This is a genomic window from Tianweitania sediminis, assembly GCF_017813335.1.
In the GTDB taxonomy this organism is placed as follows: Bacteria; Pseudomonadota; Alphaproteobacteria; order Rhizobiales; family Rhizobiaceae; genus Tianweitania; species Tianweitania sediminis.
In genome coordinates, this window is sequence record NZ_JAGIYY010000011.1 from 113,182 (window position 1) to 135,218 (window position 22,037).

Below are 22,037 nucleotides of genomic sequence, written 5' to 3' on the forward strand. Positions count from 1 at the left end.
GTAAGGGCAGGCCCTCAACGATCGCATCAGATCATCCACGACGGAGAAAAAGATGTCAACGAAACATCAGACCATAATGGAAAAGAATTATCAGACCAAAGTTCTTGACCGTTTATCGTGGTGAAGATTAAGGTCCGGACGCCAGCCCCGGATGGTCCGGCAGGAACATGCTTGTATCCTGCTCAGAAACTTCATCCGCCGCACGGCGCGCAACAGACAAGAAGCGGAGGAAAACGTGGCGCTTGTCGGAATTGACGTGGGCGGGACATTCACCGACCTTTTTTATTCCACGGATGGCATCAATGCAGATCGCATCTGCAAGGTACCGTCCACGCCGCATGACCCATCCGACGGATTAGTCAACGCGCTTGTTACAGCGGAAGTGCCAAAGAACGATCTCGAACTGATACTGCACGGCACGACCATCGCGACCAACGCGCTGATCGAGCGGCAAGGCGCGCGCACAGCACTCGTGACCACCAAGGGCTTTCGTGATGTTCTGGAACTCGGGCGGCGCGATCGTCCTCACTTCTACGGGTTGACCGGCCTCCAGGACCCCCTGATCCCACGCGACCGTCGCTTTGAGGTGACGGAGCGCCTGAATCACACGGGCGAAGTGCTGGTTGACCTCGACGAGGTCGAAGTTCGCCGGGTCGGCGAAGCGATCAAGGAAGAAGATGTCGAAGCGGTAGTGATTTCGCTCCTTCATTCCTACGCCAATCCCGAACACGAGCAGCGCATTGCGGCCATTCTCGCGGAGATTGGCCCTGATTGGGAAATCGTCACCTCCTCCAGCGTTATCCGCGAATACTACGAATTCGAGCGGACATCGACGGCGGCCGTTCAGGCCTACCTACAACCGCTGATCACCCGCTATTCGCACAATCTTCTGAGCCGCCTCAAGGATTGGGGCTTCGAACGGCAAACACTGGTGATGCAGTCAAATGGCGGCCTGGTGCCGGCACCGCAACTGCCTTCACGTGCCGCCCACGTGGTGCGATCGGGACCAGCCGCCGGTGTCACCGCCGCGGCCCGTATTGCTGCTGAAGCGGGCTTCGACAGGGCAATCACCGGCGACATGGGCGGCACCTCCTTCGACGTGGCGGTGGTGATCGACGGCGAACCGGAAATCTCGCCATCCACCAATCTCGATTTCCGTGTCCCGCTGCGCCTTTCCATGATCAACGTGCACACGATCGGAGCCGGCGGCGGATCGATCGCTTGGGTGGATCGCGGCGGCATCCTCCAGGTGGGCCCTAAGAGCGCCAAGGCGCGTCCGGGCCCGGTCTGCTTCGGCCACGGCGGCACAGAGCCCACCGTCACGGACGCCAATCTCGTGCTTTCGCGCATCAACGCGGAAGATCCGATCGGCCTCACCAACCTGAAGCGCCTGGATGTAGAAGGCGCGCGCGCTGCGATGAAGCGACTGGGCGACAAGATCGGGCTCGGCATCGAGGATACAGCCGAAGCCATTCTCGCGGTCGTCAACCAGAACATGGCTGGCCGCACGCGGCTTCTGTCCATAGAACGCGGCTATGATCCGCGTGACTTCGCGCTGGTGATCTTCGGTGGCGCTGGTCCGCTCCACGGGGCGGCGATCGTCCGTGAGGTCGGCATCAAGACCATGCTCGTTCCGCCCTCACCCGGGGTGCTTTGCGCAATGGGGTGCGTGGTGGCCGACCTTCGCTATGACATCTCCCGCACGGTGGCGCGCGCGACCGCTTCTCTTGATGCCGGCGAGCTCGCGCAGATGCTGGACGAACAGGAACAGGAGGGTGCGGAGAAGATTCGCTCGCAGTCCGTTTCCGTGAAGTCGATCGCGACCCGGCATTTCGCCGAGATGGCTTATGTCGGACAGATCCACACGCTGCGCGTGCCGATCGAGCACGGCTGGGACGCAGAGCGCATCAGCCAAGCCTTCGAGGAAGCGTACCGCCACGAATACGGCAATACGCTCGGCGACATTCCCTCCACAGTCGTCAGCCTGCGCACCGTCGTGGAAGGCGTGCGCGAACACAAGCAGCGCGATCTCCCCGTGCCAAAGGAGATACCGGCTCCCGAGCCAGTCGCCACCCGTCAGGTGCATTTCGGCAGATGGCATGACACCGCCATCCACGATCGCGCCACGCTTGAGCCCGGCATGATCGTGCAAGGTCCGGCGATTATCGAACAGGCTGACACGACTACCGTCATTGAACCGAACATGACGGCGCGCGTCGATGCTTACGGCAACCTTCTGGTGGAGCTCGTCTGATGGATCCGGTAACCCTAGCGGTCGTTCGAGGCGCTCTTGAGCAGATTGCGGACGAGATGGACCTTCATCTTATCCATGCGGCAATTTCCCCGATCATTTCTGAAACCAATGACTGCGCCCATGGCATTTTCGATGCCGAAACGGGTGAAACCATCGCGCAGGGACGGTTCGGCCTGCCGGTCTTTCTCGCAAACATGCAGTTCACCGTGCAGAACCTGATCGAGCATGTGCGCGGGCATGGCGGCTTCCAGCCGGGTGACACCTGGATCCTCAACGATCCCTACCGCTGCGGGACGCATCTCCAGGACGTCGTGCTGATCGCCCCGCACTTCGTAGATGGCGAGCTTTTTGCGCTGCTTGCCTCCACCGGCCACTGGATGGATATCGGCGGCAGCGTACCGGGCGGCTGGGCGCCGCAGGCACAGGACATCCACACGGAGGGCATGCTGATCCCGCCGGTCAAGCTCTACGACGGAGGCAAGCTGAACGAGGGGCTGGTCGCGATGTTCACGACCAATGTCCGCTTGCCGAGCCAGATCGAGGGCGACCTCTTCGCCATGGCCAACGTCTTCACCGTTGGCCGTCGCGGCCTCGACGCCCTGATCAACCGCTATGGCCGCGAAACGCTGTCAGCTTGCGTGCGCGAGATGATCGATCGTTCCGAAACGCAGATGCGCTCTTATATCGAGGAGATCCCGGACGGCACGTATCACTACGAAGATTTTCTCGACAATGACGGCATCGAAGACAAACCGATCAAGGTCAAGCTTGCGCTCACCGTGGACGGCTCGTCCATGCATTTCGACTTCACCGGATCGGATCCGGCTGCGAAAGGGCCGTTGAATCTCGCGCGCTCTACCACCCAGTCGACCTGCTTCATCGCCCTCAAGCACATTTTTGCCGACGTGCCGGTGAATGGCGGCGCCTTCCGGCCGACCACCTTCACCATCCCGGACGGATCCATCATTTCTGCTGCCTACCCTTCCCCTGTGTCCGGCTATCTTGAACCGATCGGACGCGTGTTCGACGTGGTGATCGGCGCCTTGGCGCAGGCCATACCTGAGCGCACGCCAGCCCCTGCCTTCGGCACGGTCGGCGTTGTCACGGTAGGCGGACGCCAACCCGAGACCGGCAGCTACTTCGTGGCTGTGTTTCCCTATCCGGGCGGCTATGGCGGCCATTTCCGCGGCGACGGCCTCGTGAACGGCACGCCACCGGTTTCCATGGCCAACTTCATGTCGATCGAAATGTCGGAGCATCGCTACCCCCTTCAATTCGACGAGTTCGCTATCCGAGAGGATTCTGGCGGCGCCGGCAAATATCGCGGCGGCTGCGGCACGCAATACAGGTTCAGAGCGCGATCAGAATGCGTGGTGTCCGCCCTCGGCGACCGCATGGACCACGTGCCATTCGGAATCGCCGGAGGCAAGGGCGCGGCGCCGAGCCGCGTCAGGCTAGAGTTGGGCGGCAAGGATGTCGCGTTGCCGATGCGCTCCAAGTTCGAAAAGCAGAAGCTCCTGAAGGAAGACACACTCTCGGCGGCGTCGCCCGGCGGAGGCGGCTTCGGCAATCCGCTGGAGCGGGACACGGACGCGATCGAGCGTGACCTCAACCTCGGCTACATCTCGCCCAAATCGGCGCGTGAGACCTACGGCGCGGTGGTCACCGAAACCGCGCTGAAGTCAGGACGCAAGCGCTACAAGGTCGACAGGGCCGCGACCGACGCGCTTCGCGCCCGCAGCGAGCAGCTTGCCCGCGCAAGCTGATCGAACGTCGATCCTCGCTGAACATGAAGCCTCCCGCTAGGCCGGGAGGCGGGTGTCAGCGCTCGAACTTGTCCAGGATAATCTGAGTTTGCGTTCCTATGGCGGCAAGCTTGCCGTCTCCCCGCAAAACCTTGATCTGCCAGACATGGGTTTTGCGGCCCTTGTGCAGTGGCTCGGCGATCACGCGGATCGTATCGCCGATGCTGATTGGTCGAAAGAAGTTCGTCTTGCTTTCCACCGTGGACGTCCCCTCGCCTTCTCCAAGGTTGATGAAGCTGGCAGTCCCGCCGACATTGTCGATCAACCCGCTGACCGCCCCGCCATGCATAACGCCGTTGCGGTTAGCCATCTCCGGCGTCACGGTTGTTTGCGCCTCGATTCGATCTGCCTCGACATGCGTCACCTTCAGTCCCAGCCACTGCGCAAACGGCGGCTGGTTGTGGGCAATGGCTGTGACACGATCTTGAGCTTCCGTGGTCATGATTTGGCCTGTTGTTGAGACGACGCGCCGAATGCGCCCTGCTGTTCCATGTCCTTTATACGGCTGTCGGCGTAGCCAAGCACATCGCGAAGAACGGCGGGGCGGTCCGCATCGAGCCTCGGGGCCGCGATCGGATCCACCACCGGCGTTTCGCTGAAGAAGAACGGTGCGCTGACATTCGGTACGACATCGCCGTCGGGGTGGTGCAGCTTGGTCGCGATGCCGCGCTCGGCGGCAAAGGGCGAAAAAAACGCTTCCCCGACACTGCGCACTGCGCCCAGCGGCACGCCAGCCGCCCGGGCGCGCTCCACCCAGTGGTCGCGTTCCCTTTCCTTGAAGATCTGCTCGAGAAGGGCCATGAGCTCGGCCTGATTGGCGTTGCGGTCGCGGTGGTGCGCAAAACGCGGATGCTGTGCGAGGTCAGGCCGCTCCAGCATTCTGATCGCGAGATCTTCCCAGCTCTTTTGCGTGCCGCAACTGATGTAGACTGCGCGGTCATCCTTGGTGGCGAACATGCCAATTGGTGTTGAAACAGGCGCGGTATTGCCTTGGCGAAACGGATCCTTGCCTGACGCGAGGTAGTTCATCCCGTGGTAGGCGAGCAGACCAACGGCGGTATCAAAAAGCGTGACCTCCGCGCGCTGACCCATCCCGTGGCGCTCGCGCGCCGCAAGCGCTGCAAGAATGGCGATGGTTGCATTCATGGACGCAGTAATGTCGATGATCGGCGTGCCCGTGCGCATCGGCATGCGATCGGGATCGCCGGTCAGGGACGCAAAACCGCTTTCGGCCTGGAATACGGAGTCGAAGCCGGGCTGATCCGCAAGGCTCGAGCTGGCGCCATAGCCGTTCACGGCACAGTAGATCAGCCCCGGGTTCAGAATTTTTAGCTCTTCGTAGCCGAGTTCGAGACGTTCCATTGCGCCTGGAAGGAAGTTCTCCACCACCACGTCGGAAGCTTTCACCAGGTCGCGCACGATCTCCTTTCCGGAAGCCGTGCGCATATCGATGGCGATGCTCTTCTTGTTGCGGTTGAGCCCCAAGAAATAAGGACTTTCGCCACCGATCTCGGGTGGAGTAAAGGCCCGTGTCCCGTCGCCGCCGCCGGGGCTCTCGACCTTGATCACCTCGGCGCCCAAATCAGCTAGGGTTTGCGTGCACCATGGACCCGCTAGAAAGCGCGTGAAGTCGATGACGCGGAGCCCTTCAAGCGCGAGCGGCTTGCTTGCATCCCGACGCTTCGGCTCGGGTAACCGATCAACGGGTCTCAAGCCAGCTTCCTCGCGATTGGTCTTATCATTCGTAATTTAGCATCGTAGCGGGAGCTGTCACGAGGAAAGTGTCGCCTGTGAGGTACGAAAACGCTTCAACTTCGACGGAGTTAGCTATAACGTACAAATATCAGACAAATAGCCCATAGGCTGAGCGCGAAAGCGCGACGAGTGGCCGCCACAGTGAATGTGAGAAATGCCCGCAAAACAGGACCGAACGGATCGCAAGCCCGTCCTTGATCCCATATCTGTTCCGAAAGCTTCGGACATGCTGGCAGCAAAACTGCGCGACCTAATTCTGTCGGGCGAGATTGAACCCGGCAAATCGCTTCCCACCGAGCGAGAACTTGTCGGCGACTCCGGCCTCAGCCGCTCATCGGTGCGCGAAGCGTTGCGCGTGCTGGAAGTCGAAGGGCTTATCACGACGCGTCCTGGGCGCTCCGGCGGCTCTACCGTTCAGCTTCCGGGCCGTGGTTCGGTAGCGCGCTCCATGCAGCTTTTCGTCCGAAGCCACTCGATCCGGGTAGAAGCCCTGCTTGAAACACGGGTGGGCGTGGAGCCATTCCTGGCGAGCCTAGCGGCTCTGAACGCCACCGACCGCGAGGTCGAGGAGATGGCCGCTATTCACAAGCGCTTCGAGGAGTCGATCGACAACGTCGTTGCTTATAAGCGCATTAATCTGGACTGGCATCTTGCGGTGGCGCGCGCCAGCCGCAACGAGGTCTTGATCGCGCTGATGGAAGCGGTCTCGCAACCGATCTTCGACGCGGCCGACTACCAGGAGGTGACGACGCCCGAGATCCGCAAAGCTGCAATCCGCGCGCATGCCGGCATTCTCAAAGCCATTGAGGCCCGCGACGCAAAAGGAGCCGCGGCGCGCATGGAAAAACACGTATCCGCCTACGCCGATGTCATGCGCAGCAAGCTGATGTTAGACACAGGCGCCTCATAGAAGCGGTTGGGCGACCTCGATGCGACCAGCAAGTTAGCATCTCGATCAGTATCAAATCCAAGGCAATCAATGCTCCATGCGCACTCGGAGGAGCTTCGCTGGCCTACGTTTGCGATTTCCTGGCCGCCTCTCATCCCCCTTCACTTTCCGCTGCTGCCGTCGCCTGAGCGTTGTCCGCTTCCGTGTTGAACGCGAGACTGGCAATGCCGGAGCCGCTGGTTGTGGTGCACCAAAACAGCGTTCTTCAGACCCGGATGAGACGAGCTCCGAACCTTTGGAAGAGTCACTGACCAGCATCATCACCCAAGCGGATCGAACAGCATAAGAAGGTTTCGCTGAAGGCCCGCTCTGATTTGTTAATTGTCACACCCTTGAATGGTCCGACCAAATGTAGTTTGATCTACGGAGATCAGGGAGGTCAATCATGCTGATGTCTAAGTTTTCCAGGAGGTTCAGGGCGGCGCTTGTTGTGTCCGTCATCGCGTTTGCGGGTCCATCGGCAGCGGACAGCTTCCCCGATCGCGCCGTAACCATTGTTGTGCCTTTCTCAGCAGGAAGCGGGACAGATACTGGGACGCGCGTCTTAGCCGAGGCGCTAGAGCCTTTACTCGGGCAGGGCGTGATCGTCGACAATCGCCCCGGCGGCAACGGGGCAATCGCGGCTGGTCTTGTTGCGGACGCAGACCCAGACGGCTACACGCTCTTGATGGGAACGAACTCCACACAGAGTGCGAACCCCCTTTTGATAAAGTCGCTGAGCTACGATCCGGCGAAGGACTTTGTGCCAATTGGCATGCTGGCGACGTTCGAGGGCATACTTGCCGTCAATCCGGAGCAGCTTCCGTTCTCGACGGTTGACGAACTCGTGACGCACATCAGGGCCCACCCAGGCGAGGTCAGCTTCGCCACGGGCAACGTCACCAGCCTGGTTATGGCTTCGATCTTCGCACGCGATCTCGGGCTCGACATCCTGCGCGTGCCCTATAAGAGCAACCCGGAAGCGCTTACTGACGTAGTCAGCGGTCAAGTCGACATGATGTTTCCCGATATCGCCTCATCCATGTCGCAGATCAAAGCCGGCCGGCTGAAGGCGCTTGGCAGCGTCACCTTAGGCGAAGCCACACCGCTCGCCCCCGATCTCAAGCCTCTTTCCCAGACGGTTTCACCGAACCTCAAGCTCGTTGGCTGGATCGGTCTTTTCGCACCGGCCGGAACGCCACAGGAGGTGGTCGAGAAATTATCGGCAGCGGTTAAGGAAGTCGCCGAGTCCCAGCAGTTCGTCGAGAAGCTCGGCACGATGGGTGCAAACGCTAACTTCCTACCATCCGCCGAATTGAAGGCCTACATCGACACCGAGCGCGCCAGCTTCGCCCAGATCTTCGATGAGATGGGAATGGAGCCGCAGTAGAGATGCTGGACGCAGAGTCATACGCGCTCCTGCACGACATCCTGCCTGCTTATGCGCCTACGCCTGAAATGGAGCCTGCGCAGGCTCGTCTCAATGCGCAGGCTCTTGGCCGCCTTCTGCAAGGCCAGCCGGTCGCGATGCCAACAAGCGAGCACAGCATCAACGCCGGCGACCATGAGATCGCCGTGCGGCTGTACCGACCGCAGGGCACGACCGGTGGCTGGCTCCTCTGGATTCACGGCGGTGGCTTCACGACCGGCGGGCTTGATACGCACGACACGCTGTGCCGGCGGCTCGCCAAGCTTTCTGGCCAGGCCGTTGTCTCGCTTGATTACCGGCTCGCGCCCGAACATCCCTATCCGGCCGCCCTCAACGATTGCGAAGCTGTTCTCTCATGGCTTTTTTTACAAGCCGACAAATTGTCCCTCGACCCGGCTCGATGCGCCATAGGCGGTAGCAGTGCAGGCGGCAATCTTGCCGCAGCGCTGACGCTGCGCAACCGAGACGGAGCACGTCTGCCGATCCGGCGACAGCTTTTGGTGTACCCTTCCGTTGACGCGACACTCTCTTCAGAGAGCGTCCGCCGTCATGCAACGGGCTACCAACTAACGGCCGCGATGATGCAGCGTTATCTCGATTATTACTGCGGCGACATCCTTGATCGACGGGAACCGCACCTGTCCCCCTTGTTCGCTCCCGATTTCAGCGGGCTGCCGACAGCCAATTTGATCATAGCCGATCTCGACCCGCTCGCTGACGAGGGCATCGCCTATGCTCGGTCACTGGAGAATGCTGACGTTGTGGTAGGCCTTCGGATCTATGACGGCGTCATGCACGGCTTTTTTGCGCAAGCCGGTGTCCTGTCGAAGGCGCGAGACGCACAGGCAAAGCTTTGCGACGCCCTCCGGGCCGACTTCGGCTGACGGGGCATACTTTCTGAAATGCCAGGAGAAAATCATGGTCCTGCGCCGGCCCAAAGATCTCTATTCCGGAGTTCTGTTTCTGATCATCGGCGCCGGTACACTAGCGTTGTCTGGCGGGCTTCCCTTTGGCACGGCCCGTAGCATGGGGCCGGGGTACTTTCCGACCGTTCTCGGCTGTCTTCTCTGTGTCTTGGCGCTTCTGCAGGTCGTGAAAAGCTTTTTTGGAGCGCCCGATCCAATTGATCCATTCAACGTTGCCACCGCACGCGCTGCAATCGGGGTGCTCGGTGGAACAGTTCTTTTCGGTCTTCTCGTGCGACAAGCCGGCCTTGCGCCGACGCTGCTGATCACCACGCTTATCTCAGCGCTTGGATTGCGCGGCTTCGGGGTTAAACCTGCCGTTGTCCTCGCACTCGTCCTTTCAGTCGGCTGCAGCATTATCTTCGTGCAGCTTCTCGGTCTTCCAGTTCCGATCCTGGGTTCCCTGTTTGACGGCCAAGACTGAAGATGGATCTTTTAGCTAATCTCGCGCTTGGTTTCTCAGAGGCGCTCACCTCTACCAATCTTTTCTACTGCTTCATCGGCTGCCTCCTTGGAACGCTGATTGGTGTCCTGCCAGGCCTTGGGCCGCCGGCCACCATCGCCATGCTCCTGCCGATGACTTTCACGCTAGAGCCCTCGTCCTCGCTGATAATGCTGGCCGGCATTTACTATGGTGCGCAGTACGGCGGCTCGACGACAGCGATCCTCGTCAACCTTCCAGGTGAGTCCTCCTCGGTTGTCACAGCCCTCGACGGCTATCAAATGGCTCGTAACGGCAAGGCTGGGCTGGCACTGTCGACTGCCGCGCTCGCCTCCTTCGCCGCAGGTTCGATCGCGACTCTTGTTATTGCCGCCGCAGCGCCGCTGCTCGCCGCTTTCGCTCTGGAGTTTCACGCGCCAGACTATTTTGCTCTGATGGTGCTCGGCCTCATCGCATCCGTTGTTTTGGCACAAGGATCAGTTCTGAAGGCGCTGTCGATGATCATCTTCGGCTTGATAGTCGGGATCGTCGGGACGGATGTAACAACAGGCGTTTCCCGGATGACGCTCGGCCGGGCAGAGCTTATCGACGGTGTCTCTATCGTAGCGGTCGCGATGGGCATTTTCGGTCTCGGCGAGATCATGCAAAACCTGACGCATGGTGATGAGGGGCGGTCAAGCTATCGAGCGCAGCTGAACAGTCTTTTACCTTCGTGGCAGGACCTCAGGCAGATGGCAGCGCCCATTGCTCGCGGAACTGGTCTCGGCACAATCCTCGGGATTCTTCCCGGTGGCGGCGCACTCCTCTCCTCGTTCACCGCCTACGCGATGGAAAAAAAGCTCGCCAGCGACCCAACCCGGTTCGGGCGCGGTGCTATTGAAGGCGTTGCGGCACCGGAGGCGGCCAATAATGCTGGTGCGCAGACATCGCTAATCCCGCTCCTGACGCTGGGCTTGCCTTCCAATGTTATCGCCGCATTGATGGCCGGAGCGATGATCATTCAGGGAATCCAACCCGGGCCGAATGTCATCATCGAGCAACCAACCCTCTTCTGGGGTCTCATTGCGTCGATGTGGATCGGCAATGTCATGCTTGTAATCTTGAACCTGCCGCTGATTGGGCTGTGGGTGAGGCTACTTACCATTCCCTACAAACTGCTCTTTCCGGCGATCCTTGCATTTTGCGCCATTGGAGTTTTTTCGCTGAGCTTCTCGACCTTCGACATCTGGGTCATGGTCGTTTTCGGCGCGTTCGGTTATCTCTTCCGGCGGCTCGACTGCGAGCCCGCGCCCTTCCTGCTTGGGATGGTGCTCGGGCCCATGATGGAAGAGAACCTGCGACGGGCCATGCTTCTGTCGCGGGGGGATCCGCTTGTGTTTTTGCAACGTCCGATTAGCGCCACCCTTTTGCTCCTGGCGCTGGTCGCCGTCGTCATGGTTTCTCTGCCGGCGATACGCAAACAGCGCGATCAGGCGCTTGAGGAATGAAGTTCCGGTGCAGACAGTGGCGGCTGTTGCATTAGCCGGCAGGCGATCATCAAGCGTCCGGTAAAATGACGCCTGATTGAGTCTTTCGAACCTCAGGGCATACCCGCGCGTGACTGCTTCATGTGACTTGGGCAAGCGGTAACGTCAGGCTGAAGATGCATCGGATGTGACAGCTTTGCGCTAAGCTAAAACCCTGGTGTGACAATGGCTGCGATGGGGCCGTACGGAGACAGTCAGCTTACGGCGGCGAAAACGAGGGAAGCTGCCGATGATTTGGCTCGGCCGAGTCCCCTCGCGCGCTAGCGGTGATCAAGCCCTCACCGAAGCCCCAGCAGGGCACCCACCCGGTTCGCGGCCTCCGCCAGAGCATGGAAGTGCCGTTCACGGCCGCTGGCTTCACGCCAGTACAGACCGACCTCACGCTGCTCGTTCCAGTCACCGAATTCGATCAGCCTGACGTCGTCCTGCGGACGAAACTCGGCACGGGCGTAGAGCTCCGGGAACACCGACAGCCCCATGCCGATCGACACCATCTGTCGGATCGCATCGAGGCTTGTGCCCTCGAAGTCGTCGACGATCCTGGCGCCCGATGCCTCGGCGAGGTGCCTGACATTTTCCAGCAGACGGTGACCCCGACCGAGCGCGAGCAGCTTCTCACCGGCAAGATCGCGTAGGCTGACACTCGCGAGCCTGGCGAGGTCGTGCTCGGCGGGAACGCCCAAATAGAGCTTCTCCCGGCCAATGCGGGAGAATGAGAGACCCGCACGCTCTGGAGATGGACCGAGACCACAATCGAGGCTGCCATCCGCAACCAGACTTTCGATCGCGGTTGGATTGTCCTCCCGGATATAGACCTGCAGGGCAGAGTATTGCTCGTGCAGCTTCGGCAGCAATCTCGAAAGGAAGTAGGGACCGAAAGTAGGCGGCGTGCCGAGCCGGATCGTGCCGCCGAGAGCTTTGGCCTGGGAGGATAGGTCGCTGAGCAGTTCGTCCCTGGAGGCGAGCAGGACGCGAGCGCCCCGCGCGAGCCTCTCTCCGGCGGGCGTTGCGATAACCTGAGATGAGGTGCGCTCGAACAATGGTGTTTCGAGCCCGTGCTCGACCAGGGCGATCTGCACAGACAGCGTCGGCTGCGACACGTTGCAGTGGCGTGCGGCCTTCGCGAAGTGGCGCAGATCATGCAACGCCACGACATATTCGAGTTGGCGGAACGAGGGGCGAAAAGACATCCGATATTAGTTAGAAACTATCACAGAAATTACAACAATCAATTTGCGCTATATCCTCCGGCGCCCCACCTTCTGCGCATCGACAGACAATGGAGGCAAACGCATGGACCCGTTCATCAAGTCGCTTCGTCATCGCCGCGCCACTGTTCAGGCGCGCATTGAGGATGAGCAGGCCCGGCCCGTGCCGGACCAATTGCGCCTGAGCGCGCTCAAGCGCCTGAAGCTCCGGTTCCGTGACCAGATCGAGTTCATCGAGCGCATGAACCAGCGCGGCGAGACCATTCCGATTCCGGTCGTGCGACGCCGGTCGCATCGTCCGCTTCTGTCGGGGAGATCCTGAGATGACCCCCGTAGAGGGAACTGAAAGGTCCGGCCGCGGGCAGCGCTTGCGCGTGGCGGGTCAGCGCCTGTTCGGCGACGTTGCCGACCACTACCGGACCATGAAGAGGCGCCTTGCCGAGATGCTCATGCGCGGCGATCGCGATTGCGCCACGCTCAGCGCAATCTCCCAGGAGATCGGCAGGATGCGTCAGAAGATCCGCGCAGATCTTCAGCGTCGTCGGGACGAACGGGACTGGAAGAGGCAGCAGAGGAAGGCGTTGCGTTCGGCGCTGCCCGAAGATTGAGGAGACTGCCGTGAATCTTAACGATCGACGAAACAGCAGGCTTGCCCGCGCTTTCGCTACAGTGCCGTCGCGCTGATCGCCGCCTGGTCGCTCCTGGCGCTCGCAGGCTATTACGCGCTGGGGACTGTGTCGGACTTGCTCGGGTCCGTAGATCCCGCTTACGGATGGATCGTCTGGAGCGGCGACGTCTTCGGCCTCGGTGGACCGGCGGTCGCACTGCTCTGGCTGGTGGGCACGGTTCTCATACTCGGCGCGATGACGGTTGTCCGCCGCGTCGCCACCTGAAGCCCTTCGCGAAGCCGCCGCCCGCTCGATCTGGTCGGCGGCTTCCACCTTCCATCTGAAAGTCCGGGCCCCTCTGGCGAGAGACGCCGGTCCTCTCGCGATGTCGGACGCGATCCTCATCGCGTGCCGGCTGGAGTTCATTGATCATGGATCTTGCGTTTCTCGTCGTCGAATGGCTGGGCAAGCCCGCCTGGATGTGGCTGTCCTTCCTCGGCATCGTCGTCGCCCTGCTGGCCTTCGACCTCGGCGTGCTGCACCGAGACAACCGGGAGATCGAAGTGCGCGAGAGCCTGCTGCTCTCGGCCATGTATGTCGGACTCGGCCTCGCCTTCGGCGGCTGGGTCTGGTGGCAGCTCGGCGCAGAGCTCGGCATGAACTACCTCACCGGCTTCGTCGTCGAGAAGACGCTTGCGCTCGACAACGTCTTCGTCATCGCGCTGATCTTCTCCTTCTTCGCGGTTCCGCGCATCTATCAGCATCGCGTGCTGTTCTGGGGCATCCTCGGCGTCATCGTGCTACGCGCGATAATGATCGGGCTGGGCGCTACGCTCGTCGCCGAGTTCTCCTGGGTGCTCTACATCTTCGCGGCGTTCTTGATCGTCACCGGCATCAAGATGCTGGTGATGGGCGACAAGGAGCCGGAGATCGGTCAGAATCCGCTGGTCCGCTTCATGCGCCGCCGGTTCAACGTGACCGACGAGCACCACGGCCAGGACTTCTTCGTTAAGAAGGCCAATCCGCAAACTGGCCGCATGGTTTGGTTCGTGACGCCGCTGTTCATGGCGCTGGTCATGGTCGAGATCGCCGACGTCATCTTCGCGGTCGACTCGGTGCCCGCGATCTTCGCGATCACCACGGATCCGTTCATCGTCTACACGTCGAACATCTTTGCGATCCTCGGCCTGCGCGCGCTGTACTTCGCGCTGGCTGCCATGATCCACCGCTTCCAGTACCTTAAGCCGGCTCTGGCAATCGTGCTGATGTTCATCGGCTCGAAGATCTTCGTCGCCGACCTCTTGGGGCTTGAGAAGTTCCCGGCCGCTCTCTCGCTCGGCGTCACGCTGTCGATCATCGCCGCTGGCATTCTCTACTCGCTCTGGCGGACCCGAAAGCCGGAGATCGCCGCATGACGACGCTGCTCTCCCCGATGGTGCTGTTCTTCGGGCTCGGCGCTTTGGCTGCCTTTGCCCGCTCGGGCCTCACAATCCCGGAGGCAGTTGGCAAGGCGATGGCGATCTATCTCATGGTCGCCATCGGCCTGAAGGGTGGTGTCGCAGTTGCTGCGGAGGGGTTTACCCCAGACCTTGCGCTTGCCGCCGTTCTTGGCCTGACACTGTCGGTCGTCCTGCCGCTCCCCGCATTCTGGCTGGTTCGCCGGGTGGGACAACAGTCGGCGATCGACGCGGCGGCGATTGCGGCGCATTACGGCTCGGTCAGCGTCGTCACCTTCGTCGCAGGTATAGAGATCCTCAAGCTCGCCGGCCCCCCCGCGAGCGGCAGCATGATCGCCGTGCTGGCTCTGATGGAGACCCCGGCGATCGTCGTCGGCCTCCTTCTGGCACGACGAGCGACGAAGGCGGGCGGCATCACCGCCGGCCGCATTCTCCATGAGACGCTGTTCAACGGCTCCGTCGTCCTGCTGGTCGGCAGCTTCCTGATCGGGCTTGCCGTCGGGAAAGAAGGCTACACGCAGATCGCCCCGGTGTTCGAGGCCGGGTTCCGTGGCATCCTGTGCCTGTTCCTGCTTGACATGGGTTTGATCGCGGCGCGGCGCCTGAGCGAGACGCGTTCGCTGACGTTGCAACTGACAGGGCTCGCCCTCGCCATCCCGATCATGAACGGCCTGGTCGGCACGCTTCTTGGTGCCATGACCGGTCTCGGCACGCCCGACGCAGCCGCCCTCGGCATTCTTGCCGCCAGCGCTTCCTACATCGCCGTGCCGGCCGCGATGCGCATGGCACTGCCGGAGGCCAATTCCGGGACGTCGCTTGCCATGTCGCTCGGCGTGACCTTCCCCTTCAACGTCACGTTCGGCATCCCTCTCTACATCTGGTTCGCGCGGAGCATCGCAGGGTCATGAACGCAAGCATCGAACGCGTGAAGGTTGAAATCTTGCTGGACGCGCCTCTGTGCGATCTCGTCACAAGGATGGTCGAGGAGGCAGGCGCCGGCGGCTACACGATCCTGCTGGCGCTCGGCGGCTCCGGACGCAACGGCCGATGGCGCGAGGACCGGGTAACAGGCGCGGATACCAAGCTCCTCCTTCTGGCAGTCGCGGCGGATGACATTGCCGAGGCGATCGTGCGCGGCCTGGAACCTCTCCTGGACAGCTACAGACTGATTGTCATGACCACACGGGTGGGCGTAGTGCGCGGGGACAAGTTCTAGCTTGGATACGCGCGCCCTTCACCTCGCGGCATGGGGTGCCGTCAGGCCAAATTCTTGCCGTTCCCGACGTTCTCGAACGGGGCCGGAAGCGGAATGGCAGCTTCCGGGCGGCAGTGCGTGAGAACCTGTCATTCACTTCAACAAGGTTGAGCGGTTTGGGCTTGCACCTTTAGGTGACTGTCTTCAACCCGCGTTAAGCTTGGGGTACTGGGTCAAGATGAGCCAGAGATTTAGGCTGTTTGGCGAAGGTCGTGAGCCCGGTGCATGAGAGCGCTTATGTCCTTGGCGGGGACCGGCCTTGAGTAAAGGAAGCCCTGCAGATCATCGCACCCAATGGCTTGCAGATGATCTCCCTGTTCGGCCGTTTCCACGCCCTCTGCAGTGGTCTTCAAGCCGCGCGCCCTGGCGAGCTCAACGATGGCCTCAACGATGGCTTCGTCCCCGTTCGACCGACCAAACCCATTTATAAAACTGCGGTCGATCTTGATCCTATCGACTTCGAGCTTCTGTAGCCGGCCGAGCGAAGAGAAACCGGTACCAAAATCATCCAGAGCAACACGCACGCCCAATTCCCGCAGCGCCCTGAGATTTTGGTCGCATACGCCGCTGGCATCCGTCAGGGCGCTTTCGGTCAGCTCAAGCTCGAGTCGATGCGGGTCGAAGCCGAATTCAAGTAGTCGTGCAGCGACCTTGACCGCGAATACGGGGTTGCGGAGTTCAATTGCGGAAACGTTGATCGCGATACACAGTTCGGGCCAGGCTCGGGCTGCTTCGCAGCTACTTCTCAGAACGAACTCGCCTATCGCCTCGATCATCCCTGTTTCTTCAGCAATGGGGATGAAAACATCGGGCGAGATCCACCCGTTGGTGGGATGACGCCACCGCAGCAAAGCTTCAACGCCGATGATCGTTTGCGTGGAAGCACGGAACAACGGTTGGAAGTAAACCTCAAGCTGATCAGTTCGCTGAAGCGCCAGCCGCAGGTCACGTTCAATGTCGCGGCGTACTTGGAGCATGGCGTCCATCTCAGAACCAAAGATCGCGTAGCGGCCGCGCCCTGCGTTCTTTGCATGGTAAAGCGCGATGTCAGCCTTCCGGCACAACTCAATGCGTTGTTCGCCGTCGATGGGAGCTACGGCGATCCCGATGGTAACACCAACGAAGACCTGATGATCGGAAACAAAGAAGGGCCGCCGCACCGCGTCGATGATCCGGTCCGACAAGGTCTGGAGGTTTTCAACTGTTGCCACGTTGGGGATGATGAGGGTGAACTCATCGCCTCCTAGCCGCGACAGGGTGTCAGAAGGCCGGATCAGTCCTTTCAGGCGAGCGGCGAACTCTCTAAGCACTGCATCTCCCGCGGGATGGCCGAGGGTATCATTGACTTGCTTGAAGTGGTCGAGATCAAGATACAGAACACCGAGCAGGTGACCATCACGACGCAAGCGCAACGCGCGCTCAAGCTGATCATGGAAATGGACCCTGTTCGGCAGTTCCGTGAGCGAGTCGTGGAGCGCGAGGTGTTTCATCCGAGCGTCACGGTCAGCCAGCTTCCGCGACCGGAGGTCCAATAAGAACAGGAGCGCCAGGATCACCAAAAGGAGCAAAGTCATGATGGCGGCCGCCGCAGGAGCGACCTTGCGGACCACGGCCGCACCCGGCCGATATGGCTCCCACACAAAGTACCCAATGGTCTCGCCGGATGCTGCGGTGAGAGGAAGGCTCTTCAGTGTGCCAGTCGTGTTCTCTACCCAATCAAACCGCATGTTGCTGAACAGGTAGTCCTGCTCAAGACGGTTGAGGAAGTCTCCATCGAGATACCTGACGGCGACGTGGACGTGTTCAGTGCCTGGCGTCTGCTCAATTTCACCTGTATCCGAAACAATAGGTTTCGCGCTTACTACCGCAGGGTGGCCGTCGATCACACCTATATCCGCAGCACCTTGGCTTAACATGCGATCGGACATCGAAGTCTCGTCGCCGTCACGTCTTTGTTGCCGCACGCTTTGAACAAGCGGCTCTGCTACCGCCTCGACGGCGCGGTATGGCTCATTCCCGGGTGACGTAGAGAATTGATAGATGGGCTCATCGATGGGGTTGAGCACATAGGCGCCATCATGCCCAAAATAAGTGTGCATCCAACTTCCGAGATTGTAATCGATCCACTCGGCTGCGTCCTCTTTCTCGACTGCCCGAACGGCGTCGTCCCAGACGGTGACACTTTCCTGATTGTGGGCGATTGTCTCCCGGAGATTTGCAATAACCAGCGTGACGAGTGCCGCCTGACGCTCCAACGCGACATCATCGGCCTCTCGCCCCGCCCAAACCAACAAGCCACCCACAAAGACTGTAAGCGCGCCCACACCGAGGAGCGTTGGGAGCACAACTCTTGTAAGGAAACGACCGGAGCGAGCATGGGAGAAAAGCATCGGGGGATCACCGCTGACAGCCGCTTACCCTGACGTGAGCTCATTAAAAGTGCTTAAACAGGAAAGTATAAAACCTCATTCTGGGCTATAGCGCATTGAGGTTTCCCGTTTGAACTCGCACCTCTGCAACGTCTCGGAGACGTAGGCCGTCCAAAAGTCATGATGCACCGGGTAGTGCGGAAGCTAAGCACGAGGCCCAGCGTAGCGGAAGGGCATCGGACAAAGCGAACTGATGTCCACTACCACAGAGCGAGCAACCTCAATCCACTTCCGGCCTAGCCATGCGACAACCCTGGAACTCTGATGAGATGGCTTGACTACAATGCTAACCAGGCGCCAGCATCTCCCCGCGAGCGAGACGTCGTGACAAGCGGACCGGGAAGAAGGATGATCTGAGGCGGGAGCGGCATCTCCGTTACCTCCCCGGCAGGCGAAAAGTGGACGGCAGAGGAAAAGGAAACCCACCTCACGGCTGATGGCCTCGGCCTAAATGTTAACTGATGCAGCGCCATTTCAGGTAATGAAGAAGAACCAGCATTTCGGCGTGAAAAGCTACAAGCGAACAGATCCGGCACCGCCGCGGAGCAGCCGCCTCCCAAGATTCGTTACTATCGTTTCGCTGGCATTGGTGCTCGGCTTTATTGCGCTTTTGTTCCTCCGGCTTTGATTGGCGAACTGACACTGCCTCGGCTTTGCGATCGTCAGGGGTCACCTGCCTCAACTCGCTAACGTCTCGTTGGAGCGCCACCATGAGTGACCGCTGTTGCTCGCTAGGACTTAGGTCTGACGAAACATTAGGAACAGCTGAAAGTTTGTGTCACGTAAAGGGGAGACACCAATGCAAAAGCTGCTACTCGTTCTGGGCACTACCTGCCTTATCACCTTCGCTGCACCGGCGCTGGTTCAGTCGCAGACCACACCCGTGGAGACTACCCCGGCTGAAACCACCACCACCGCAGTGCAGGCTGACGATGATGACGGGTTCGATCTTGGCTGGCTCGGCCTCCTGGGCTTGATCGGTCTGGCTGGTTTGAGGGGCCGCCGCGACGATCGCCACCACGTGGGCACCACCACCCGATAACAGCCAGCTGTTTGGCCGGCGGCTGACGCAACCTTCCCTTTCCGGCAGCTTCCAGCCTACAGAACCCGTTCCAGCTTCGGCTGGAGCGGGTTTCTCTTGTCGCCGGTTCGCCTTCCGCCAACCCAAAGGTCAGCCGCGGCTGCGGTGCTCGAGAAGGTTAGGTCGGACGGAAGATGATCGAGCCCGACGGCACATCTGCGTTGAACCGAAGCGTGAAAAGCAGACGGTGAGACTCATCAGTCACCGCCATCTGCCAAGAGCTAGCCAAGTCGAAGATCAAATGATCAGCGTCGCGCAAGATGCTGCCGGCAGATCGCAGCGCTTCAGCTTGCGCTGCTTTCAGACTAGGAAGGTCATGGCCTTCGTGATCGGGCAGGTGCGCGCCGTCATCGATGTGGAAAAAGTAGCGGGGCATGTGACTGCTCTATGTGGAGGCGGGAGCACGTCCTGTCTCTCGGTCACCTTACGCCATTGAAGTGCGGTGATACTGTTGAACCTGTTCAGCCGGCTGTTGTTCCAAAGGTTCGTCTGGCGAAGCTGCCGCCATCACCCAGCAGGCGGAGAGCCTGCGGCAGAAACTGATCGCAAGCGAGATGGGTATCGGCAGTTTGTGCATGCCGCAAAGACGCTTCAGTGAGCAGCAAGTTTCACCACGGTGCTCTGCGAAGATGTCGCGGAGGTTGGTGCTCCTCGGCGACGCTCTAGACCAGCGGCCCCAGAGCGCCAAGGATAAGGCATTGGCTCTGCTCTCGGAGAGGAATAGGGCCGGTGCGGGATAGTCGGGGAAGATCTTGCCGGGTCGCAGATTGCCGACATCAGCGCGCAAGGCCCGGGTAAACTCAAGGATAGCCTGCTTGCCCTTTGGTGACGAGGTTGCACACAGGCCTGCCCTATTCCCTGTTCGTATCGGTGTCAGGGTATCACCTGACCTACAGTGCCCCATGTGATCGACATGATTTCTTGATCTGCAATGAGGAATAGCAGCAGAGCTTGCAAGCCTGTAACGCCGCCAGATGAAGCCGTTCTCCGAAATAGACCATGAAGCTTTGAGGACATGTCCGCCTCCGGTATTTTCGTATTGCGTCACGGAGAACTCAACCCGTTTAAAGGTTGCCTGAATGGTTTTTCGGTCGAGGTGGCGGCCGATCTTCTCCAGACAGAAGAGGACGCGGTCCTTTCTTCCCTCAAGAAGCCAGGGGACGAGACGGACACTCCCTCCCGCTCCATGCAGTAGGTTGTTCTAAAAGGGTCGTAAGGCTGGGCGGGAACTTGGCTAACTGAAAGTGCCAGCACCACAGGGATCAGAAGAATAGTTGCTCTTCGGCGCATCAACTCACCCGAATTCCTTAGAGGACCTCGCCATCTAAGGACCATGACCTAGACTTACTGTATGGTTCAGTACGTGTCGCGGCCGGGCCGTCTTGAGTTCATTGCCCCGCAACTGCCTTCCCTGGTGGCAAAGCCACCCGATGGAGCCGAGTGGATTCACCACACCAGATCAAGTATGAGGCTACCGCACGCAGCTGATCATCCAGGACGGTGCTTGCCGTACCTTTACCCGCAACGGCCACGACTGGTCGGCCAAGTGCCGCCGGATCTGTGCTGAAGCGCTGCAGCTTGGCGCACAGAGCGCCGTCCTCTACGGTGAGGTGATCATCTTGGGAGAGAAGGGGCACCCGGACTTCAAGGCGCTACGCCATGCCATTGTGGCGGCTCAGGAAAGCTTGGTGTTCGTAGCCTTCGATCTGCTCCACCTCAACGGCCATGACCTGCGCCGCATGCACTTGGCGGAGCGACGAGCTATCCTAGCCGACCTGGTGCCGGACGACGGCGCAATTCCAGTTCAGCCGGAGCCACGAAGGCGATGCCGCGGCCCTCGACCGCATGGGCCCGGGAGGCATGGTGTCCAAGCGCTGACAGCCCCTATCGGTCCGACCCTTCCAAAGCCTGGCTGAAGATGAAGTGCTTCGACGAGGCGGAATTTGAAATCAGGGGCTGATGAGAAAGCCCGGGCAGGCCACGCAGGCAATCCTTGTCGATCAGGAGAGGCGCTATGTCGGCAAGGCCGCGGTGACGTTCAACCTCGCCATGCGCGAGCGGCTATGGGAGCGGGTGAAGGCGCGGCCGGGCGCGATGCCGGAAGGCTTGCCGAAGGACGTGCAGCGCGAGAAGGCGGACTGGCTCCAGCCCGACCTCCCTCGGCCGCGTGAAGTTCCTAAAGGGCGAGGAGCAGTTGCGTCATGCGACGCTGAGCGAGGTCCGCGAGGGGTACTAAGCGGCTGACAAGCCCGCGACCAAGCGAATCCGCTCAGCATCATCTGCGTTCCACGAAACGCTGAAGCCGCGCTATGATGACAACGCTCTCCCGCATCCTCTCGGCGACCTCTTTCGTATTGGCGTTTGAGATCACCCGCGCCAGTCCCTGAAGTTCGAAGACGATATCCCCAAAGGCATCGTCGTCTGCAGCACAATCTGAAAGTATGAGCTGCGCCCGCAGATCTTCGATGGTTTCTGCGGCTTTTCTCAGAAGCCGAGCCTTCTCTTGGAAGGGCAGCCTCTCAATCCGGTCAGCCGCTTTGATCAGTTCGTTGATGAGGCTTACAGTCGCCATAGCAGTCGCCGGTACAGCGTGGTGTGCTGCACAAGGAGGACGGTGTCAGGAGAAACAATGCAGCTTTGGCGATCTCCTCAGGGACGCTCAAGAGCCAGCGTGGCCCACCTTTGTGACCTGACCAGTTCGCCGCCGTTTGACGCGCTTCCCAGCCAGGCCTCTCGCCTCTTTATAGGCCATGTCTAGAAGCAGGCTCGTGAACCTCAACTCTTCGTCTTTTTCAGTCAGGCTCAGTATCCCGCTGATGTAGTCAGCGATGTATTCTGCTTTGTCAGAAGTGCTAGTGAACCCGTGGATGGCGGTCATATCAGCCTCTCGCCATG

General features: G+C 60.3%; 22 protein-coding genes. 16 read left to right on the forward strand and 6 right to left on the reverse strand.

Going from position 1 to position 22,037, the window contains the following annotated elements:
- The first annotated feature begins 235 nt into the window (after window positions 1-235).
- Both J5Y06_RS21155 and J5Y06_RS21160 read left to right on the forward strand, forming a co-directional pair.
- Window positions 236-2,254: a hydantoinase/oxoprolinase family protein gene (locus J5Y06_RS21155; protein WP_209337191.1), complete on the forward strand. Its 2,019-nt coding sequence runs from the start codon at window positions 236-238 to the stop codon at window positions 2,252-2,254.
- Complete coding sequence (locus J5Y06_RS21160; protein WP_209337192.1) at window positions 2,254-4,020, forward strand: hydantoinase B/oxoprolinase family protein; 1,767 nt, start codon at window positions 2,254-2,256, stop codon at window positions 4,018-4,020. Before J5Y06_RS21155 ends, J5Y06_RS21160 begins: the two co-directional genes overlap by 1 nt.
- Before the next feature lie 55 nt (window positions 4,021-4,075).
- Here the strand turns inward: J5Y06_RS21160 and J5Y06_RS21165 are convergent, their stop codons facing one another.
- Window positions 4,076-4,501, reverse strand: coding sequence for a PaaI family thioesterase (locus J5Y06_RS21165; RefSeq protein WP_209337193.1), 426 nt, complete (start codon window positions 4,499-4,501; stop codon window positions 4,076-4,078).
- The gene (locus J5Y06_RS21170) at window positions 4,498-5,772 is read right to left on the reverse strand and encodes a CaiB/BaiF CoA transferase family protein (protein ID WP_209337194.1); all 1,275 of its coding nucleotides are present in this window, start codon (window positions 5,770-5,772) and stop codon (window positions 4,498-4,500) included. The genes J5Y06_RS21165 and J5Y06_RS21170 overlap by 4 nt, the downstream gene beginning before the upstream one ends.
- 268 nt (window positions 5,773-6,040) lie before the next feature.
- Here J5Y06_RS21170 and J5Y06_RS21175 point away from each other — a divergent pair, with 268 nt between their 5' ends.
- The 5 genes from J5Y06_RS21175 (at window position 6,041) to J5Y06_RS21195 (ending at window position 11,065) form a co-directional block, all read left to right on the forward strand.
- The gene (locus tag J5Y06_RS21175) at window positions 6,041-6,724 is read left to right on the forward strand and encodes a FadR/GntR family transcriptional regulator (RefSeq protein WP_209337195.1); all 684 of its coding nucleotides are present in this window, start codon (window positions 6,041-6,043) and stop codon (window positions 6,722-6,724) included.
- A 424-nt stretch (window positions 6,725-7,148) separates the two neighbouring features.
- Window positions 7,149-8,132, forward strand: a complete 984-nt coding sequence (locus tag J5Y06_RS21180; RefSeq protein ID WP_209337196.1) for a Bug family tripartite tricarboxylate transporter substrate binding protein — start codon at window positions 7,149-7,151, stop codon at window positions 8,130-8,132.
- A 2-nt stretch (window positions 8,133-8,134) separates the two neighbouring features.
- Window positions 8,135-9,055, forward strand: coding sequence for an alpha/beta hydrolase (locus tag J5Y06_RS21185; protein ID WP_209337197.1), 921 nt, complete (start codon window positions 8,135-8,137; stop codon window positions 9,053-9,055).
- Between the two features lie 34 nt (window positions 9,056-9,089).
- Window positions 9,090-9,560: a tripartite tricarboxylate transporter TctB family protein gene (locus J5Y06_RS21190; protein WP_209337198.1), complete on the forward strand. Its 471-nt coding sequence runs from the start codon at window positions 9,090-9,092 to the stop codon at window positions 9,558-9,560.
- 2 nt (window positions 9,561-9,562) lie between these two features.
- On the forward strand, window positions 9,563-11,065 hold the full coding sequence (locus J5Y06_RS21195) for a tripartite tricarboxylate transporter permease (RefSeq protein ID WP_209337199.1): 1,503 nt from the start codon (window positions 9,563-9,565) through the stop codon (window positions 11,063-11,065).
- 317 nt (window positions 11,066-11,382) lie between these two features.
- Here the strand turns inward: J5Y06_RS21195 and J5Y06_RS21200 are convergent, their stop codons facing one another.
- Entirely contained in the window at window positions 11,383-12,294 is a 912-nt protein-coding gene (locus J5Y06_RS21200; protein WP_209337200.1) for a hydrogen peroxide-inducible genes activator, read from the reverse strand.
- A gap of 103 nt (window positions 12,295-12,397) precedes the next feature.
- Between J5Y06_RS21200 and J5Y06_RS21205 the strand changes: the two genes are divergently transcribed.
- The 6 genes from J5Y06_RS21205 to J5Y06_RS21230 all read left to right on the forward strand — a co-directional run bounded on the left by J5Y06_RS21205 (window position 12,398) and on the right by J5Y06_RS21230 (window position 15,593).
- Window positions 12,398-12,634, forward strand: a complete 237-nt coding sequence (locus J5Y06_RS21205) for a YdcH family protein (protein WP_209337201.1) — start codon at window positions 12,398-12,400, stop codon at window positions 12,632-12,634.
- 1 nt (window position 12,635) lies between these two features.
- Window positions 12,636-12,920: a hypothetical protein gene (locus J5Y06_RS21210; protein WP_209337202.1), complete on the forward strand. Its 285-nt coding sequence runs from the start codon at window positions 12,636-12,638 to the stop codon at window positions 12,918-12,920.
- A 135-nt stretch (window positions 12,921-13,055) separates the two neighbouring features.
- Entirely contained in the window at window positions 13,056-13,205 is a 150-nt protein-coding gene (locus J5Y06_RS21215; RefSeq protein WP_209337203.1) for a hypothetical protein, read from the forward strand.
- A gap of 146 nt (window positions 13,206-13,351) precedes the next feature.
- Window positions 13,352-14,335, forward strand: coding sequence for a TerC family protein (locus J5Y06_RS21220; protein ID WP_209337204.1), 984 nt, complete (start codon window positions 13,352-13,354; stop codon window positions 14,333-14,335).
- Window positions 14,332-15,285 carry a sodium-dependent bicarbonate transport family permease gene (locus tag J5Y06_RS21225; protein ID WP_209337205.1) on the forward strand — a complete coding sequence of 318 codons (954 nt, stop codon included), beginning with the start codon at window positions 14,332-14,334 and terminating at the stop codon, window positions 15,283-15,285. Before J5Y06_RS21220 ends, J5Y06_RS21225 begins: the two co-directional genes overlap by 4 nt.
- A complete protein-coding gene (locus J5Y06_RS21230) occupies window positions 15,282-15,593 on the forward strand; it encodes a P-II family nitrogen regulator (protein WP_209337206.1) in 312 nt (103 codons plus the stop codon). The genes J5Y06_RS21225 and J5Y06_RS21230 overlap by 4 nt, the downstream gene beginning before the upstream one ends.
- Before the next feature lie 230 nt (window positions 15,594-15,823).
- Here J5Y06_RS21230 and J5Y06_RS21235 read toward each other — a convergent pair whose 3' ends face one another.
- Window positions 15,824-18,022: a putative bifunctional diguanylate cyclase/phosphodiesterase gene (locus tag J5Y06_RS21235; protein ID WP_209337207.1), complete on the reverse strand. Its 2,199-nt coding sequence runs from the start codon at window positions 18,020-18,022 to the stop codon at window positions 15,824-15,826.
- A gap of 838 nt (window positions 18,023-18,860) precedes the next feature.
- Between J5Y06_RS21235 and J5Y06_RS21240 the strand changes: the two genes are divergently transcribed.
- Complete coding sequence (locus J5Y06_RS21240; RefSeq protein WP_209337208.1) at window positions 18,861-19,103, forward strand: WGxxGxxG family protein; 243 nt, start codon at window positions 18,861-18,863, stop codon at window positions 19,101-19,103.
- 157 nt (window positions 19,104-19,260) lie between these two features.
- Here the strand turns inward: J5Y06_RS21240 and J5Y06_RS23645 are convergent, their stop codons facing one another.
- Window positions 19,261-19,518 (reverse strand): DUF6894 family protein, encoded by a 258-nt coding sequence (locus tag J5Y06_RS23645; RefSeq protein ID WP_385932473.1) that lies wholly within the window; start codon window positions 19,516-19,518, stop codon window positions 19,261-19,263.
- 1,114 nt (window positions 19,519-20,632) lie between these two features.
- Between J5Y06_RS23645 and J5Y06_RS23175 the strand changes: the two genes are divergently transcribed.
- Window positions 20,633-21,058, forward strand: coding sequence for an ATP-dependent DNA ligase (locus tag J5Y06_RS23175; RefSeq protein ID WP_342453473.1), 426 nt, complete (start codon window positions 20,633-20,635; stop codon window positions 21,056-21,058).
- A gap of 43 nt (window positions 21,059-21,101) precedes the next feature.
- Entirely contained in the window at window positions 21,102-21,386 is a 285-nt protein-coding gene (locus J5Y06_RS23180) for a hypothetical protein (protein WP_245248225.1), read from the forward strand.
- A gap of 31 nt (window positions 21,387-21,417) precedes the next feature.
- Here J5Y06_RS23180 and J5Y06_RS21250 read toward each other — a convergent pair whose 3' ends face one another.
- Entirely contained in the window at window positions 21,418-21,714 is a 297-nt protein-coding gene (locus J5Y06_RS21250; RefSeq protein WP_209337209.1) for a hypothetical protein, read from the reverse strand.
- Window positions 21,715-22,037 lie beyond the last annotated feature (323 nt).

Bases quoted from the DNA above. Each gene is read 5' to 3' on its own strand.
- J5Y06_RS21240 (WP_209337208.1), top strand. From the start codon at position 18,861: ATGCAAAAGCTGCTACTCGTTCTGGGCACTACCTGCCTTATCACCTTC.
- J5Y06_RS21200 (WP_209337200.1), bottom strand. From the start codon at position 12,294: ATGTCTTTTCGCCCCTCGTTCCGCCAACTCGAATATGTCGTGGCGTTG.
- J5Y06_RS21210 (WP_209337202.1), top strand. From the start codon at position 12,636: ATGACCCCCGTAGAGGGAACTGAAAGGTCCGGCCGCGGGCAGCGCTTG.
- J5Y06_RS21175 (WP_209337195.1), top strand. From the start codon at position 6,041: ATGCTGGCAGCAAAACTGCGCGACCTAATTCTGTCGGGCGAGATTGAA.
- J5Y06_RS21185 (WP_209337197.1), top strand. From the start codon at position 8,135: ATGCTGGACGCAGAGTCATACGCGCTCCTGCACGACATCCTGCCTGCT.
- J5Y06_RS23645 (WP_385932473.1), bottom strand. From the start codon at position 19,518: ATGCCCCGCTACTTTTTCCACATCGATGACGGCGCGCACCTGCCCGAT.
- J5Y06_RS21160 (WP_209337192.1), top strand. From the start codon at position 2,254: ATGGATCCGGTAACCCTAGCGGTCGTTCGAGGCGCTCTTGAGCAGATT.
- J5Y06_RS21230 (WP_209337206.1), top strand. From the start codon at position 15,282: ATGAACGCAAGCATCGAACGCGTGAAGGTTGAAATCTTGCTGGACGCG.
- J5Y06_RS21220 (WP_209337204.1), top strand. From the start codon at position 13,352: ATGGATCTTGCGTTTCTCGTCGTCGAATGGCTGGGCAAGCCCGCCTGG.
- J5Y06_RS21250 (WP_209337209.1), bottom strand. From the start codon at position 21,714: ATGGCGACTGTAAGCCTCATCAACGAACTGATCAAAGCGGCTGACCGG.
- J5Y06_RS21180 (WP_209337196.1), top strand. From the start codon at position 7,149: ATGCTGATGTCTAAGTTTTCCAGGAGGTTCAGGGCGGCGCTTGTTGTG.
- J5Y06_RS21165 (WP_209337193.1), bottom strand. From the start codon at position 4,501: ATGACCACGGAAGCTCAAGATCGTGTCACAGCCATTGCCCACAACCAG.
- J5Y06_RS21205 (WP_209337201.1), top strand. From the start codon at position 12,398: ATGGACCCGTTCATCAAGTCGCTTCGTCATCGCCGCGCCACTGTTCAG.
- J5Y06_RS21235 (WP_209337207.1), bottom strand. From the start codon at position 18,022: ATGCTTTTCTCCCATGCTCGCTCCGGTCGTTTCCTTACAAGAGTTGTG.
- J5Y06_RS23180 (WP_245248225.1), top strand. From the start codon at position 21,102: ATGAGAAAGCCCGGGCAGGCCACGCAGGCAATCCTTGTCGATCAGGAG.
- J5Y06_RS21225 (WP_209337205.1), top strand. From the start codon at position 14,332: ATGACGACGCTGCTCTCCCCGATGGTGCTGTTCTTCGGGCTCGGCGCT.
- J5Y06_RS21195 (WP_209337199.1), top strand. From the start codon at position 9,563: ATGGATCTTTTAGCTAATCTCGCGCTTGGTTTCTCAGAGGCGCTCACC.
- J5Y06_RS21190 (WP_209337198.1), top strand. From the start codon at position 9,090: ATGGTCCTGCGCCGGCCCAAAGATCTCTATTCCGGAGTTCTGTTTCTG.